Source organism: Ramlibacter sp. (assembly GCF_035706265.1).
Taxonomy (GTDB): domain Bacteria; phylum Pseudomonadota; class Gammaproteobacteria; order Burkholderiales; family Burkholderiaceae_C; genus Ramlibacter.
This window is the reverse complement of record NZ_DASSVG010000447.1, coordinates 1-15,082: the sequence shown is the minus strand read 5'-3', so window position 1 is coordinate 15,082 and position 15,082 is coordinate 1. Positions and strand designations below refer to the sequence as shown.

At 70.4% G+C, this 15,082-nt stretch carries 12 protein-coding genes and 1 pseudogene; 10 read left to right on the top strand and 3 right to left on the bottom strand.

Annotation, left to right across the window (positions count from 1 at the left end; translation table 11 throughout):
• On the top strand, positions 1–1,443 hold a 1,443-nt coding region (fusA, locus tag VFM98_RS16000; protein ID WP_325110896.1), incomplete at its 5' end, for an elongation factor G.
• Between the two features lie 42 nt (positions 1,444–1,485).
• Here the strand turns inward: fusA and VFM98_RS15995 are convergent.
• The 3 genes from VFM98_RS15995 to VFM98_RS15985 form a co-directional block, all read right to left on the bottom strand.
• Positions 1,486–3,492 (bottom strand): DUF6600 domain-containing protein, encoded by a 2,007-nt coding sequence (locus VFM98_RS15995; protein WP_325110895.1) that lies wholly within the window; start codon positions 3,490–3,492, stop codon positions 1,486–1,488.
• A 218-nt stretch (positions 3,493–3,710) separates the two neighbouring features.
• Entirely contained in the window at positions 3,711–4,418 is a 708-nt protein-coding gene (locus tag VFM98_RS15990; RefSeq protein ID WP_414709037.1) for a GntR family transcriptional regulator, read from the bottom strand.
• 125 nt (positions 4,419–4,543) lie between these two features.
• Entirely contained in the window at positions 4,544–5,269 is a 726-nt protein-coding gene (locus tag VFM98_RS15985; protein ID WP_325110893.1) for a maleate cis-trans isomerase family protein, read from the bottom strand.
• A gap of 301 nt (positions 5,270–5,570) precedes the next feature.
• Here VFM98_RS15985 and hydA point away from each other — a divergent pair, with 301 nt between their 5' ends.
• From hydA to VFM98_RS15940, 9 genes and pseudogenes are all read left to right on the top strand, one after another.
• Complete coding sequence (gene hydA / locus VFM98_RS15980) at positions 5,571–6,992, top strand: dihydropyrimidinase (RefSeq protein WP_325110892.1); 1,422 nt, start codon at positions 5,571–5,573, stop codon at positions 6,990–6,992.
• Entirely contained in the window at positions 6,992–7,741 is a 750-nt protein-coding gene (locus VFM98_RS15975; RefSeq protein ID WP_325110891.1) for an aspartate/glutamate racemase family protein, read from the top strand. Before hydA ends, VFM98_RS15975 begins: the two co-directional genes overlap by 1 nt.
• Positions 7,742–7,882: 141 nt before the next feature.
• Entirely contained in the window at positions 7,883–9,115 is a 1,233-nt protein-coding gene (locus tag VFM98_RS15970; RefSeq protein WP_414709036.1) for an MFS transporter, read from the top strand.
• Between the two features lie 38 nt (positions 9,116–9,153).
• Positions 9,154–10,206 carry a TRAP transporter substrate-binding protein gene (locus VFM98_RS15965; protein ID WP_325110890.1) on the top strand — a complete coding sequence of 351 codons (1,053 nt, stop codon included), beginning with the start codon at positions 9,154–9,156 and terminating at the stop codon, positions 10,204–10,206.
• Positions 10,203–10,862, top strand: a complete 660-nt coding sequence (locus tag VFM98_RS15960) for a TRAP transporter small permease (RefSeq protein ID WP_325110889.1) — start codon at positions 10,203–10,205, stop codon at positions 10,860–10,862. Before VFM98_RS15965 ends, VFM98_RS15960 begins: the two co-directional genes overlap by 4 nt.
• Complete coding sequence (locus VFM98_RS15955) at positions 10,859–12,151, top strand: TRAP transporter large permease (protein ID WP_325110888.1); 1,293 nt, start codon at positions 10,859–10,861, stop codon at positions 12,149–12,151. Before VFM98_RS15960 ends, VFM98_RS15955 begins: the two co-directional genes overlap by 4 nt.
• Positions 12,151–13,560 carry an amidase gene (locus tag VFM98_RS15950; protein ID WP_325110887.1) on the top strand — a complete coding sequence of 470 codons (1,410 nt, stop codon included), beginning with the start codon at positions 12,151–12,153 and terminating at the stop codon, positions 13,558–13,560. The genes VFM98_RS15955 and VFM98_RS15950 overlap by 1 nt, the downstream gene beginning before the upstream one ends.
• Before the next feature lie 135 nt (positions 13,561–13,695).
• Positions 13,696–14,772 carry a hypothetical protein gene (locus tag VFM98_RS15945; protein WP_325110886.1) on the top strand — a complete coding sequence of 359 codons (1,077 nt, stop codon included), beginning with the start codon at positions 13,696–13,698 and terminating at the stop codon, positions 14,770–14,772.
• A pseudogene (locus VFM98_RS15940) lies at positions 14,769–15,082 on the top strand (2-keto-4-pentenoate hydratase); the annotation flags it as partial. The gene VFM98_RS15945 and the pseudogene VFM98_RS15940, both read left to right, overlap by 4 nt.

The following is a 15,082-nucleotide window of genomic DNA, read 5'->3' as shown; positions in this document are numbered from 1 at the left end:
GTGGACGCCGCTTTCGTCGAGCGCTACCTCAACGACGGCGACGTCGATCCCTCGGAGCTGCACGCGCCGCTGGAGCAGGCGCTGCGCGAAGGCCACCTGGTGCCGATCTGCTTCGTCTCGGCGCGCACCGGCGCCGGCGTGTCCGAGCTGCTGGACGTGATCGAGCGGCTGCTGCCCGATCCCACCGAGAGCAATCCGCCCGCCTTCCTGGAAGGCGAGGGCGACGACGCCAAGCCGATCCAGGCCGTGGTCGACCCGGAGAAGCACGTCCTGGCGCACGTCTTCAAGATCACGCAGGATCCCTACGTCGGCAAGATGGGGGTGATCCGCGTGCACCAGGGCACGATCACCAAGGACAGCCAGCTCTATGTCGGCGATGGCCGCCGCCCTTTCAAGGTCGGCCACCTGTTCATGCTGCAGGGCAAGGAGCTGGTGGAGGTGGCCAAGGCGGTGCCCGGCGACCTGTGCGCCATCGCGAAGGTGGAGGAACTGCACTTCGACGCCGTGCTGCACGATGCCGCCGAGGATTCGCACATCCACCTGAAGCCGCTGGAGTTCCCGGTGCCGGTGCACGGCCTGGCGATCTCGCCCAAGCGGCGGGGTGACGAGCAGCGCCTGCACGACATCCTGCAGAAGCTGATCAGCGAAGACCCCTGCCTCAAGCTGGAGCACGTGGCGACCACCAACGAGACGGTGGTCTACGGCCTCGGCGATCTGCACCTGCGCACGCTGCTGGAGCGGCTGCAGGAAGTGCACAACTGCCAGGTCGACACCCGGCCGCCGCGCATCGCCTACCGCGAGACCGTCACGGCGCCGGCCGAAGGCCACCACCGCCACAAGAAGCAGACCGGCGGCGCCGGCCAGTTCGGCGAGGTGTTCCTGCGCATCGAGCCGCTGCCGCGCGGCAGCGGCTTCCAGTTCGCCGACGAGGTCAAGGGCGGCGCGATCCCCAACAACTTCATGCCGGCCGTCGAGAAGGGCGTGCGCGCGGCGATGGAGGAGGGCGTGGTCGCGGGCTACCCGGTCGTCGACCTGAAGTGCATCGTCTACGACGGCAAGCACCATACGGTGGACAGCAAGGAAATCGCGTTCGTCACCGCCGGCAAGAAAGCGCTGCAGGCGGCGGTGCAGGCCGCGCGGCCCTGCGTGCTGGAGCCGATCGTCAACGTGGAGATCACGGCGCCCGAGGCCAACATGGGCGACATCACCGGCGACCTCTCATCGCGGCGCGGGCAGGTGATGGGCACCAAGGGTGAGACGGCGGGCACGCTGACGGTGGTGGCGCAGGCGCCGCTGTCGGAGCTGGCCAGCTACCAGTCGCGCCTGAACTCGCTCACCGGCGGCCAGGGCCGCTACACCATCGCCTTCAGCCACTACGAGCAGGTGCCGCCGAACGTGCAGCAGCAGCTGGCGTCGCAGTACAAGTTGAAGGACGAGGGCTGATCGGGCTCCGCGCGGGGTGAGCGCTTCGCGCGGACGGGGCGCTCAACGCCCGCGCCCGCCGCCCTGGCCCGGCCGGCCGGGCTGCTCGTCGCCGCCGTGCCGCTGCCAGGCGCGCCCGCCGCCCTCGTGACTGCGATGCGCCGGGGCGACGTGCTCCGGTTGCTGCACCGGGCGCACCTGCTGCTGCGGCACGCGAATGCCCTGTTGCGGCGCGGACTGCACGAAGGGCCGCACCGGCTGCGTGAACTGGCGCGCCGGCGGTGCATTCCCTTCCCGCTGCTGCTGCAGGCGCTGCAACTGCTGCTCGCGCAGCGCCTGCAGCCGTTGCGCCTGCTGGTCGCGCTGGGCCTGGATCCGCTCGGCTTGCTGGTCGCGCAGGCCTTGCATCCTCTCGGCCTGCTGTTGCCGCAGCGTCTGCTCCTGCTGCTGGCGCTGCATCTGTTCGCGCCGCCCCCGGAAATCCTGCTGCCCGCGGGCGGCTTCGGCCTGGCGCTGCTGCTCGCGCGCGGCGCGTTCGGCGTCGCGCTGCAGCCGGTCCTGCTCGCGCTGGGCGCGGAACTGCTCGCGCACCGCCGGCGCATCATCACGCCCGCCCGAGAAGCGCGGCGCGTCCGGCGCCGGCTGGACGAACCGGCGCCCGCCGGGTTGCACGAACTGCCGCTCACCGGGTTGCACGAATTGCCGCCCCGCCGGCGGCGTGGCCTGCAGGCGCGTGGTGGGACGCGGCCCGTCGCGATGCCGCATCTCGGGCCGCACCGGCACCACGTTCATGCGCGAGTGGCCGATGGCCTGCGGGCTCAGCGGGTGCCAGTGACGGTAGACCGGGCGGCCGCGGCGGAAGTCGTCCTCCCGCACGGCCGTCACCGCGAACGGCCGGTGGCGCCACACGTGGTTGCTGAAGTTGCGCGGATAGGCATTCAGGTTGATGTTGAAGTTGGCGAAGCCCACGTAGCGCGGCGAGTGCCGGAACACCGGCCACCACGCCTCGCCCGGCGCGAGCGGATACCAGCCCACCGCGGGGCCGGAGCCGATCGCCAATTGCGTGCCGTCGCCACCGAGGAACACCACCAGCGCCGGCGCATAGACCGGCCGGTGCGCGAGCCGCCCCGGCACCCAGGCCCAGCGGTCGGCGATCATGGTCCAGCGGCCGTAGTGGAAGGGGGCGAAGCCCCACGGCGCGTCGTCGATCCAGGTCCAGCCCCAGGGCGAGATCCAGTCCCAGTGGCCGTAGCGGTAGGGCGCCCAGTTGTCCACCTGCACGGTGGGATACCAGACGGTGCCATAGGTCGGGTCCTGCCCCCAGGCGCCGTACTGATCGAGCTGCGCGTAGCCGACCACCCCGCGTGGCACGTAGCGCGCGGCCACGGAATCGTCCTCGGCGCGGTTGCGCTCGGCGGCCCAGAGGGCGAAGTCGTCCTGCTGGTAGCCCGGCCCCTGCGCGCGGGCGAGGGCGCGGCCCGCGAAGCTGGCGATCTGGCCGGCGCCCATCTGGATCGCTTCGCCGCGCTCGCCGAAGGCGGTGGCCAGGCCGCTTTGCACCGAGACGCGCGTCTGGCCGCTGCGCGGATCGACGTCGACGCGGTAGTCGCCGGGCTGCAGCGCGCGCAACGCGAGATTGGGCGTGTCCACCTCCACGTTCTCGCCCTGCGACACCTCGCGCACCCGCAGGTTGAGGCTGCCCTGCTGCAGGATCACCTTGAGGGCGCGCTCCTCCAGCTCGCTCACGCCCAGGTGGCTTTCGCCATCGAGGTGCAGCGTGCTCGTGCCCACCTGCAGTTCGGCCCGCGCGCCGCGGTCGGTCCACAGGCGGTCGCCGGCGGTGAGCGGGCGGTTGGGCGGCAGCTCGATCCACTCGTCGTCGCCCTGGGGGGCGAACACCACGCTGCCCTGGCTGTAGCTCACGAAGCCCACGCGCGTCGGCGGATCCTCGCCCTCCTGCGCGAAGACTGCGCCGGCGAGGCCCACGAGCAGGATGGCCGCGAGCCAGAAATAGCGCCACATCCGGCGCTGCTGCAAGGTGTTCATGGCGGGCTGGAGACGGGACTTCATGGTGACTCCCAGAACGCACGAGCGTGAACCCCTGCTGTGAAGCCGCCGTAAATTCCGCAACCTGCGATGCGAGCGAGGCGGCCGGCCGTGACTTCTTTCACGCCACGGCCTGCGGCAGGATGGGACTCCGGCGCATAGCCCTGATTCGCGTTGGGCGCACCGCCAGCGTACGCCTGCCGCGGCGCCGGCGGAAGATGGGTAGAAATGCCTAGCCGGAGCTAGCCGCGGAAGATCGCTTCCAGGTCGGCTTCGCCGTTGCCGTTGTCGAGTTGCAGGCTGCCCTCGATGTGGTCGAGGTGGTCCAGCATGATCTTCTCGGCCCGCGTGCCATCGCGCCTGGCGACCGCGTCGATGATCATCTGGTGCTCGTCGTCGCGGCAGCTCTGCGCCGTCGGGGCGTCGTACAGGAAGATCGTCAGGCAGGTGAGCATGCACAGCTCGCGCATGGTGCGCGCCAGCGCCGAATTGCCCGCCAGCTCCGCCAGCAAGGTGTGGAACTCGCCGGAGAGGCGGATCACTGCGCGCTTGTCTCCGCGCCCGCGGGCCTGCGCCTCCGTCTCCACGTGCTGCCGCAGGCGCTGGATCTTCTCCGGGCTCATCGTGTCCACCAGCCGGCGCACCACCGCCGGCTCGATCAGACGACGGGCCTCGAAGACGTCGCGCGCCTGCTCGATGGTGGGCTTGGCGACGTAGGCGCCGCGCTGCGGGAACAGCTCCACGATCTGCTCGTGCGCCAGCCGCGCCAGCACTTCGCGGATGCGCGCGCGGCTGACGCCGAAGATGTCGGCCATCTTCTCCTCGCCCAGCTTGGTGCCGGGATGCAGCCGGTGCTCGAGGATGGCGACGTAGATCTTCTCGTAGATTTCGTCGACGCTTTTCTCGCGGTCGACGCGGGCGGCGGGCGCTTTGCGCGCGGCGGCGGGCATGGGGGTGACGGGCGCTCGGACGGGGCTGGAATGCCCGGCCATTCTAGCGGCGCCCCCGCGGCGGCCCTGCGCGCGCCCGTGGTCGTGCGCGTGGTCGTGCCCGCCGTCCGGCGCGGGATCGTGGCTCAGGCCCATTGGAACAGCTCCCCCCAGCCGGCGATGGCCGCGGGCGAGGCGCCGGCCGCGCGCACCATGCCCCAGACCGTGGTGCTCACCGTGTCCAGCAGGGAAATGCCGCGTTCGCGTTCGAAGTCCGCGGCCAGCTGCGCCGCCCGCAGGTTGGTGCAGAAGGTGGTGATCGCCTGGGGCTTGGCGCGCGCCACTTGGTCCAGCAGTTCGCGCAGCATCCGCGGCGGCACGCCGGCGAAATCGTGGTTGACGCGGATGCCCAGGTGCTGCTCGGCGACCACCTCGATGCCGAGCGCGCGGTAGTTGGCCACGATGCGCTGCTGCACGTCCTCCGTGTAGGGCGTCACCAGCGCGATGCGCCGGATCTCCTTCAGCGCCAGCAGCTCGTTGAGCGCCAGCACCGCCGTCGTGGCGGGGATGCCGGTGCGCTCGCGGATGCGCGCCACCAGTTGATGGTCGCGCTCGAAGCCGAGCCAGCCGGAGGAGGTGCCACTCCAGCCGATCACGTCCACCTTCGCGTCGGCCAGCAGTTCGGCCGCCGCCAGGATCTTGCTGTCGTCGAACTGGCCCAGGGCCTGCGCATCGAGCGCGATCTCGGTCACGCGAAAGCGCGAGAAGTGGGCGCTGGCCCCCGGCAGGGTGGCCACCAGCGCGCTGGTGAGCGGCTCGAGGGCGGTGTTGGAAGAGGGGGTCAGCACCCCCAGGCGCAGGGCTTGGTTCATGGCTCGGGTCTCCGGTCGTGAAGCGCAGTCTAGGTCAACGCAGGATCTATGTTCACATTTTGAAGCGCCGTTTGTCGACATTGGTGTAAACACCAAGTCGACGCCGGCGGGTCGTGGCCGATAGTTCCGACACCCCGGCGCGACGGACTCCTCCACGCCGGAACGACTGCATTTCCTCCCGCCATGCCCCTGACCGAACTGTCCCACCTCTCGTCGTCCACGGCCCCATCTTTGTTGACAATTTTTCTGTCACTTTGTCGACCATCCGACCCTGCCGAGCAGGCTTGCGCTGGAGCCCGCCATGACTGATACCGGCCTGGACCTGGTGCTGCGCAACGCCCACGTGGCGACCGCCAGCGACACCTTCGCCTGCGACATCGGCATCCGCGGCGGCCGCATCGCCCTGCTCGGCGAGGGCCTGCCCGCCGGTGCGCGCGAGATCGACGCCGCCGGCCGCACCGTCACGCCCGGCGGCGTGGACGCCCACTGCCACCTCGACCAGCCGATGGAAGGCCCGGCCAGGATGGCCGACGACTTCCTCACCGGCACCCGTTCCGCGGCCTGCGGCGGCACCACCACCGTGATCCCGTTCGCCGCGCAGATGAAGGGCCAGTCGCTGGAAGCCGCCGTGCTCGACTACCACGGGCGCGCCGAAGGCAAGGCCTGCATCGACTACGCCTTCCACCTGATCGTGAGCGATCCCACGCCGGCCGTGCTGGCGAAGGAATTGCCGGCCCTGATCGGCCGCGGCTACACCTCGTTCAAGGTCTACATGACCTACGACGACCTGAAGCTCGACGATGCGCAGATCCTCGACGTGCTGGACGTCGCACGCACCCACGGCGCGCTGCCCATGATCCACGCCGAGAACGCCGACTGCATCGAGTGGCTGACGAAGCGCCTCGAGGCCGCCGGCCGCACGGCGCCGCGCTGGCACGCGCACGCGCGGCCGATGCTGGTGGAGCGCGAGGCCACGCACCGCGCGATCGCGCTGTCCGAACTGGTCGACGTGCCGATCCTGATCGTGCACGTGTCCGGCCGCGAGGCGATCGAGCAGATCCGCTGGGCCCGCGGCCAGGGCCTGCCGGTGTTCGCCGAGACCTGCCCGCAGTACCTGTTCCTCACCGCCGAAGACCTCGGCATCGACGACAGCTACCACGGCGCCAAGTGCGTGTGCAGCCCGCCGCCGCGCGACCGGGCCAACCAGCAGCGCATCTGGGAAGGGCTCACCGACGGCCTGTTCACCGTGTTCTCCTCCGACCACGCGCCGTTTTGCTTCGACGACCCGCAGGGCAAGAAGATCGGCGGCGAGGAAGCGTCCTTCCGCCACATCCCGAACGGCATCCCGGGGCTGGAGACGCGGCTGCCGCTGCTGTATTCCGAAGGCGTGCTGGGCGGCCGCATCACGCTGCAGAAGTTCGTCGAGCTCACCGCCACCAACCCTGCCAAGGCCTACGGCCTGCATCCGCGCAAGGGCACCATCGCCGTCGGCAGCGATGCCGACCTGGTGGTGTGGGACGAGCGCGAGCTTACCGTGGACAACGGCGCGCTGCACCACGCGGTGGACTACACGCCTTACGAGGGCATGCGCCTGAAGGCCTGGCCCGGCCTGACGCTCTCGCGCGGCCAGGTGGTGTGGGACGGCCGCTCCTTCACCGGCCAGGCGGGCCGCGGCAAGTTCCTTCCCTGCGGCGCCCCGTCGCTGCTTCCCCGGAGATCCTGATGCGCATCCTCCTGCTCAACCCCAACATCAGCGACAGCGTCTCGGACCTGATCCGCGCGGAGGCGCAACGCAGCGCGTCGCCAGGCACCGAGATCGAGGTGCTGACCGCGCCCTTCGGCATGGCCTACATCGAGACGCGCTTCGAGGCGCTGGTCGGCGCCTATGCCGCCGCGCAAATGGCCGCCGAACACTGCGCCCGCGCCGACGCGGTGGTGGTGGCGGCGTTCGGCGACCCCGGCCTCACCGGCCTGCGCGAGCTGCTGCCGGTGCCCGTGACCGGCATGACCGAGGCGGCGCTCGCCACCGCGCACCTGCTCGGGCACCGCTTCTCCATCATCGCCATCTCCCAGCGCATCCAGGCCTGGTACCGCGAGACCGTGGAGAGCTACGGCTTCGGCGACCGGCTGGCGAGCATCCGCGCGCTGGACCGGCCGCTTTCCAGCATCGGCGGCGTGCAGGAAGAGCACGCGCAGGCCCTGAAGGAGCTGGCCGAGCGTGCCGTCGCCGAAGACGGCGCCGAAGTGATCATCCTCGCGGGTGCGCCCCTGGCCGGACTCGCCCGCTCCCTGCACGGCCAGCTGCCGGTGCCGGTGGTGGACGGCGTCTCCAGCGCCGTGCGCCACGCCGAAACCCTGGCAGCTCTGAAGCCGTGCCGGGCCGTCCGCGGCAGCTTCGCGCCGCCGCCCGCCAAGCCCAACAAGGGCCTGCCTCCCGCCATCGCCGCCCTGCTCGACGCGCACCAGCGCTGAGCTCCCTGCTTTCGCCCCCTCGGAGAGATCGCCTTGAAAACGCAACCCGCCGCCACCGCCGTCCTGGACGCGCCCCTGCCGCATGCCAGCGCGGCCGCCGCCACCGCCGCGCCCACGCGCGTGCGCTGGAAGATCTTCCTGATGATGCTGTTGCTCATCTCGATCAACTACATCGACCGGGCCTCGCTCTCGGTGGCGATGCCGCTGATCGCGAAGGAATTCGACATCGGCCCGGCGGTGCAGGGCCTGCTGCTTTCGTCCTTCTTCTGGACCTACGCCTTCATGCAGATCCCCGGCGGCATGCTGGCCGACCGCTTCGGGCCGAGGGTGGTGATCGCCGGCTCCACGCTCGGCTGGGGCTTCTTCCAGACCATCGCCGCCGCCTGCACCGGCTGGGTCGGCCTGTTCGCCACCCGCCTGGGCCTCGGTGCCGCCGAAGCGCCGATCTATCCGGCCGGCGGCAAGCTCAATGGCATCTGGATGACGCAGAACGAGCGCGGCCGCGGCGCCACCCTGCTCGATGGCGGCGCCCCGCTGGGCGCGGCACTCGGTGCGCTGATCATCGCCGGCCTGATCGCCGAGTTCGAATCCTGGCGCACCTCCTTCGTGGTGGCCGGCGTCGGCACCATGGTCGCGGGCTTCTTCGCCTGGTGGTACATCCGCAACCATCCGCGCCAGCACCCCGCGGTGAACGAGGCCGAAGCCGCCTACATCGAAGCGGCGCACGCGGCCGACGAGGCCAACGAGCCGGCCAACGCCAGCGGCCGGGTGCTCGACTTCTTCAGGTACCGCTCGGTCTGGGGCATGTTCTTCGGCTGGATGTGCTTCAACGCGCTGTTCTACGGCCTGCTGACCTGGATGCCCACCTACCTGTCGAAGGTGCACGGCCTCGACATCAAGCAGATGGGCGGCGCGGTGTTCCTGATGTTCTTCTCCGGCTTCGTCGGCGAGATGGTCGGCGGCTGGATCGCCGACAAGTGGAAGGCCGCCGGCGCCTCGCAGGCCCGCGTGCTGCGCACCCTGTTCGGCGTGGCCGCGGTGATCGCCACCATCGCCATCTACAGCGTCTCGCGCTTCAAGGACCCGGTCACCGTCGTCGTGCTGCTGTCGGTCACGCTGTTCTTCCTGCGCTGGTGCGGCCTGTTCTGGGCCATCCCCTCGATCATCGGCACCCGCAAGCGCGTCGGCTTCCTGGGCGGCACCATGAACCTGGGCGGCAACTGCGCCGGCATCGGCGTGCCGATCCTGGTCGGCGTGATCGTGCAGGCCACCGGCTCCTACGACATGGCGCTGATGCTGTTCACCGCCGCCGGCGCCGGCCTGTTCGTCTGTTCCACCCTGCTGATCGACTACAGCAGGAAGCTGCCGGTCTGATCCCTTCCCGTCCCAGAAGATCCACCAGGAGACAAGCCATGCAATTCCGCGTTCCCCTTGCCGTGCTCGCCGCGGCCGCCCTGGCCGGCGCGCTGGCCCTTCCCGCCGCCGCGCAGGAGCGCATCAAGTTCAAGGCCATCGGCCAGCCGCTCGCCACGGGCCTGATCCAGAAGAACAAGGAACAGCCCTTCTTCGAGCACTTCGCCGAGAAGACCGGCCTGCCGATCGACGTCGACTACAAGCCGATCGACACCCTGGGCGTGAAGGACACCGAGCAGCTGCGGGTGATGAAGGCGGGCCTGTTCGACATCGTGTCGCTGCGGGTCTCGCAGAACTCGCGCGACGAGCCCACCATCCTGGGCCTGGACCTGGTGGGCGCCTCGCCCGACTACGCCACCGGCCGCAAGGTCGCCAAGGCCTACTTCGACACCATCGACGCGCGCCTGCAGCAGCAGTTCAAGGTCAAGCTGCTGGGCGTGTGGCCCTTCGGCCCGCAGATCCTGTTCTGCAAGAAGCCGATCGCCAGGCTGGCCGACGTGAAGGGCCTGAAGGTGCGCGTCTACGACCAGAACCTGGCCAAGTTCATCGAGCTGGTGGGCGGCACGCCGGTGCCGGTGTCCTTCGCCGACACCCACCAGTCGCTCTCGCTGGGCGTGGTGGACTGCGCCATCACCGGCCCCAGCTCCGCCAACTCCGCCGGCTGGCCGGAGGTGACGACGCACCAGCTGCCGGTGGGCTTCCAGATGGCGCTGAACGGCTACGCGATCTCGCTCAAGTCCTGGAACAGCCTCAAGCCGGACCAGCAGGCCAAGCTGAAGACCGCCTTCGAGGGCCTCACCGACGAGATCTGGAAGTACTCCGAGGAGCTGTTCCAGGACGCGCTGAACTGCAACTCCGGCAAGGACCCCTGCACCACCGGCAAGAAGTTCAAGCTGGTGAACGTGCCCGTCACGCCGGCCGACGGCGACCTGATCCGCAGCGCCGTCACCAAGGTGTCGCTGCCGGCCTGGGCCGAGGTGTGCGACAGGTCCAATCCCGGCTGCTCGCAGAAGTGGAAGGCGACGGTCGCTCCGCTGCTGGGGATCAAGTGAACACCGCGCTCGACCGCGACGAACTGCTCGCGCCGCCCGGCGCGGGCGCGGCGGCCGGGGCGCCGGCCGCTTCCTTCAAGGACCACGTGGAGACGGTGCTCGCCAGCGTCTTCGGCATGATCTTCCTCGGCCTCGCCCTGGTGGTGACGGTGGAGACGCTCTCGCGCAAGCTGTTCAACGTCTCGCTGCAGGGCGCCGACGAACTGGGCGGCTATGCGCTGGCGGTCGGCTCCACGCTCGCCTTCAGCCTGGCCCTGATGGGCCGCGCGCACATCCGCGTCGACGTGTTCCACGAGCTCCTGCCGCGTCGCGTGCAGGCCTTCATGAACTGGTTCGCGGCGCTCTCGCTGGCCGCCTTCGGCGTGTTCATCGCCTGGGTCGCGTTCAAGGTGATCGGCGACACGCTGCAATACCGCAGCACCGCGCAGACGCCCTGGGCCACGCCGCTGATCATCCCGCAAAGCGTCTGGTACGCCGGCCTCGTGATCTTCGCGTTGGTGGCGGGCGGCTACGCGCTGCGCGCCACCGGCCTGCTGTTCGCCGGGCGCATCGCCACGCTCAACACGGACTTCCATCCGCGCAGCGCGAAGGAAGAACTGAAGGAAGAACTGGACGACCTGGCGCAGCGCCAGGCCGCCGAAGGAGGCCAGCCATGAGCGTCGGAATCGTCACGCTCGCGTTCTTCGCGATGCTGGGCATGATGCTGGTGGGCATGCCGATCGCCGTGTCGATGGCTCTGGTGGGCATCGTGGGCGGCATCGCCGCCTACGGCGTGCCTTTCATGGATTCCATCGCGCCGGTGGTGTGGGGCGTGCAGAACGACAACCTGCTCACCTGCATCCCGCTGTTCGTGCTGCTCGGTGAGCTGCTGCTGCGCTCCGGCATCGCCGACCGCATGTACGTGGCCCTGTCCGCCTGGCTGGGGCGGCTGCCCGGCGGCCTGCTGCACACCAACATCGGCAGCTGCGCCCTCTTCGCCGCCACCTCCGGTTCCTCGGTGGCGACGGCCGCCACCGTGGGCACCGTCGCCCTGCCATCCCTGATGAAGCGCGGCTATTCCATGCGGCATTCGCTCGGCACGCTGGCCGCCGGCGGCACGCTGGGCATCCTGATCCCGCCCTCCGTCAACATGATCGTGTACGGGTCGCTCACCAACAACTCGATCGGCAAGCTGTTCATCGCCGGCATCGTTCCCGGCCTGCTGCTCACCGGCTGCTTCATGCTCTGGATCTGGTGCCAGAGCGTCATGAGCGGAGAAGTGAAGCGCGAGGCCAAGGTGCCGCTGGCCGAGCGCATCCGCACGCTGCGCTACCTGGTGCCGCCGATGGTGGTGTTCGGCATCGTGATGGGCAGCCTCTACTTCGGCATCGCCACCGCCACCGAAAGCGCGGCGCTGGGCGTGGTGGCGGCGCTGTTCTTCACCGCCACCTCCGGCAAGCTGACGCTGGACCTGCTCAAGACCTGCTTCGTCTCCACCGCGCGCATCAGCGGCATGATCCTCCTGATCATCACGGCGGCGTTCATCCTGAACCTGGCCATCAGCCTGACCGGCGTGGCCGAGGCGATGACCAAGTGGGTGGCGGGCCTGGGCCTGTCGGCCACCGGGCTGCTGCTGGCGCTGATCGCGTTCTACCTGGTCCTCGGCATGTTCATGGACGTGCTCTCGATGCAGGTGGCGACCATCCCGATCACCTACCCGATCGCCACCGCGCTGGGCGTGGACCCGATCTGGTTCGGCATCTTCATCGTGCTGATGTGCGAGCTGGGCCTGATCACGCCGCCGGTGGGCATGAACCTGTTCGTGGTGCACGGCATCCGCCCCGACAAGGGCGGCATCGAGGACGCGATCTGGGGCGCGCTGCCCTATGCCGTGATCATGATCCTGTTCACGATCCTGCTGATGTTCGCGCCGCAGCTGGTGACCTGGCTGCCGGCCCACATGTGATGGCGGTCCCGCAGGAACCCTGGCGCCTGGGCGCCACCGAGCTGCAGCGCCGCTACCGCGAAGGCAGCCTGACGCCGCTGGCGGTGGCGCAGGCCTGCCTGGCGCGGCTGGAGGCGGTGAACCCGAAGCTGAACGCCGTGGTGGCGCGCCGCGACGGCCCGTTCATGGAGGAAGCGCGGGCGGCCAGCGAGCGCTTCGCCCGCGGCGCACCGCTGACGCCCCTGGACGGCATCCCGCTGTCGGTGAAGGACAGCCACTACACCCGCGACCTGCCCACCACCTGGGGCTGCCCGGCGCTGCGCACCCATGCCACCGGGCAGGACGAGCTCGCCGTCGCGCGCGCCCGCGCCGCCGGCGCGCTGATCATCGGCAAGACCAACGTGCCGGAGTTCGCGCTGGAAGGCTACACGGCCAATCCCGTCTTCGGCGTCACGCGCAACCCCTGGAACCTGGCACTCACGCCCGGCGGCTCCAGCGGCGGCGCGGTCGCCGCGGTGGCAGCCGGCATCGCGCCGCTGGCGATCGGGCAGGACGGCGGCGGCTCGATCCGCCGCCCGGCGTCGCACACGGGGCTCGTGGGGCTCAAGCCGAGCCTTTCGGCCGTGCCGCGCGAACACGTGCTGCCCAGCCTGCTGCTGGATTTCGAGGTGATCGGGCCGCTGGCCCGCACCGTGGCCGACGCACGGCTGCTGTTCGAGATCATGCGCGGGCCGGCGGCGGTGGACCGCTCCTCGCTGGCGGCCGCCCGGGCCGCGGCGGAACCGCGCCCGGCCCGGAGCCTGCGCATCCTGTATGTCGAACGCTTCGGCGCCGCGCCGCTCGATCCGCAGATCGCGGCCAGCGTGCGGCAGGCCGTGCAGTGCCTCGGCGCGCTCGGGCACGAGGTGCGCGAAGGCGCGCTGCCGCTGGACCTGGACTTCTATGCCGAGGCCTGGCCGCAGATCGGGCAGGCCGGGCTCGCCCACCTGTTCGCGCAGCATCCCGACTGGGCGCGCCAGGCGTCGCCCAAATACCTGGACATGGCGGCGCAGGGTCGCAACATCCCCGCCGCGCGCCTGTGGCAGATCCTCGAGCAGGTGAAGCGCCTGCGCCGCGCCAGCGCGGACCTGTTCCGCGAGGTCGACGTGATCGTGCTGCCCTCGGCGGCGGCGCTGCCCTGGCCGGCGGAGGACGCCTACCCGCCCCGCATCGCGGGCCAGGACGTCGGGCCCCGCGGCCACGCCGTCTACACCGGCTGGGTGAATGCCGCCGGCCTGCCGGCGCTGGCGCTGCCCTGCGCGCCGTCGGCCGAAGGCTTGCCGATCGGCATGCAGCTGGTGGGCCCCTACGGCGCCGACGAGGCCTTGCTGGACCTCGGTGCGGCCTACGAGGAGGCCTGGCCCTGGGCCGACCGCTGGCCCGCGCTGTAGCGATTGCTGCGCCGCAGCGAGTCCATCGCTTTCGGTCAAAAGCATTTCGCCTTGGCACGGTCGAGTCGCTGGCGTACGCTTCCATATCTCGGGCGTGAACGCCACATCGTGAAATCCACAAGAGGAGACGACTCCATGTCGACCCAACGCAAGATCCTGATCCTCGGCGCCTCCTACGGCTCGCTGCTCGCCTCCAAGCTGCTGTTCGCCGGCCACGAGGTGAAGCTGGTCTGCCTGCCGGCCGAAGCCGACCTGATCAACACCGAAGGCTTCCGCGTCCGCATGCCCGTGAAGGGCCGCAGCGAACAGGTCGTGATCGATTCGCGCCAGCTGCCCGGCAAGGTGTCCGCCGCCGGCACCTCGGAGGTGAACCCCGCCGACTACGACCTGATCGGCCTGGCCATGCAGGAGCCGCAGTACCGCTCGCCCGGCGTGCGCGAGCTGCTGGCCGCGGTGGCGCGCTCGCGCGTGCCCTGCATGTCGATCATGAACATGCCGCCGCTGCCCTACCTGAAGCGCATTCCCGGCCTGGACGCCAACGCGCTGAAGCCGGCCTACACCGACGCCAGCGTCTGGGACGAATTCGATCCGCGCACGCTCACCCTGTGCAGCCCCGACCCGCAGGCGGTGCGCCCGCCGGACGAGAAGGTCAACGTGCTGCAGGTCACGCTGCCCACCAACTTCAAGGCCGCGCGCTTCGACAACGAGGCCCACACGCAGATCCTGCGCGAGCTGGAGGCCGACATCGACGCCGTGCGCTTCCCGGCGCCGGAAGGCCCGATCGAGCTGCCGGTGAAGCTGCGCGTCTCCGATTCGATCTTCGTGCCGCTGGCCAAGTGGTCGATGCTGCTGGCCGGCAACTACCGCTGCATCACGTCCGACGGCATGCGCACGGCGCAGGAGGCGGTGCACACCAACATCGAGGAATCGCGCTCGGTCTACAACTTCGTGTTCGACCTGTGCGTGCGCCTGGGCTCGCGCCCCGAGGACCTGGTGCCGTTCGAGAAGTACGCCGCCGCCGCCCAGAGCCTGACGCGTCCGGCCTCGGCCGCCCGCGCCCTGCAGAACGGCGCGCCCTACATCGAGCGCGCCGACAAGCTGGTGCAACTCGTCGCGCGCCAGCTGGGCCTGCGCCATCCGGTGATCGACCGCATCGTGGACCTGGTGGACACGCGCCTGCATGCCAACCGCGAGGCGGCGGCCAGGAAGTGAGCGGCGTCGCAAAGGTTGCCGAGGCGCTGCTGGGCGCCTGGCGCGGCGACACCACGGTGGAAGCCGCGCCGCTGGCCGGCCTGCTGCGCGACGCGCAGGACGCCTATGCGGTGCAGGAGCGCGTCGCCGCCGAAGCGGGCTGGTTCGATCGCCCCGTGCCGCTGCACTGGAAGTCGGGCGGGCCCTCGCGCGAGGCCGTGCTCACGCACGCGCCGCTGCCCCCGCGGCGGGTGTGGGAGAGCCCGGCGAGCGCCGTCACCGCGCACTTCAACCTGCGCCTGATCGAGGCCGAGGTGGCGCTGCGGCTCGC

Bases quoted from the DNA above. Each gene is read 5' to 3' on its own strand.
- VFM98_RS15950 (WP_325110887.1), top strand. From the start codon at position 12,151: ATGGCGGTCCCGCAGGAACCCTGGCGCCTGGGCGCCACCGAGCTGCAG.
- VFM98_RS15970 (WP_414709036.1), top strand. From the start codon at position 7,883: ATGATGCTGTTGCTCATCTCGATCAACTACATCGACCGGGCCTCGCTC.
- VFM98_RS15990 (WP_414709037.1), bottom strand. From the start codon at position 4,418: ATGCCCGCCGCCGCGCGCAAAGCGCCCGCCGCCCGCGTCGACCGCGAG.
- VFM98_RS15965 (WP_325110890.1), top strand. From the start codon at position 9,154: ATGCAATTCCGCGTTCCCCTTGCCGTGCTCGCCGCGGCCGCCCTGGCC.
- VFM98_RS15995 (WP_325110895.1), bottom strand. From the start codon at position 3,492: ATGAAGTCCCGTCTCCAGCCCGCCATGAACACCTTGCAGCAGCGCCGG.
- VFM98_RS15945 (WP_325110886.1), top strand. From the start codon at position 13,696: ATGTCGACCCAACGCAAGATCCTGATCCTCGGCGCCTCCTACGGCTCG.
- VFM98_RS15955 (WP_325110888.1), top strand. From the start codon at position 10,859: ATGAGCGTCGGAATCGTCACGCTCGCGTTCTTCGCGATGCTGGGCATG.
- VFM98_RS15985 (WP_325110893.1), bottom strand. From the start codon at position 5,269: ATGAACCAAGCCCTGCGCCTGGGGGTGCTGACCCCCTCTTCCAACACC.
- hydA (WP_325110892.1), top strand. From the start codon at position 5,571: ATGACTGATACCGGCCTGGACCTGGTGCTGCGCAACGCCCACGTGGCG.
- VFM98_RS15975 (WP_325110891.1), top strand. From the start codon at position 6,992: ATGCGCATCCTCCTGCTCAACCCCAACATCAGCGACAGCGTCTCGGAC.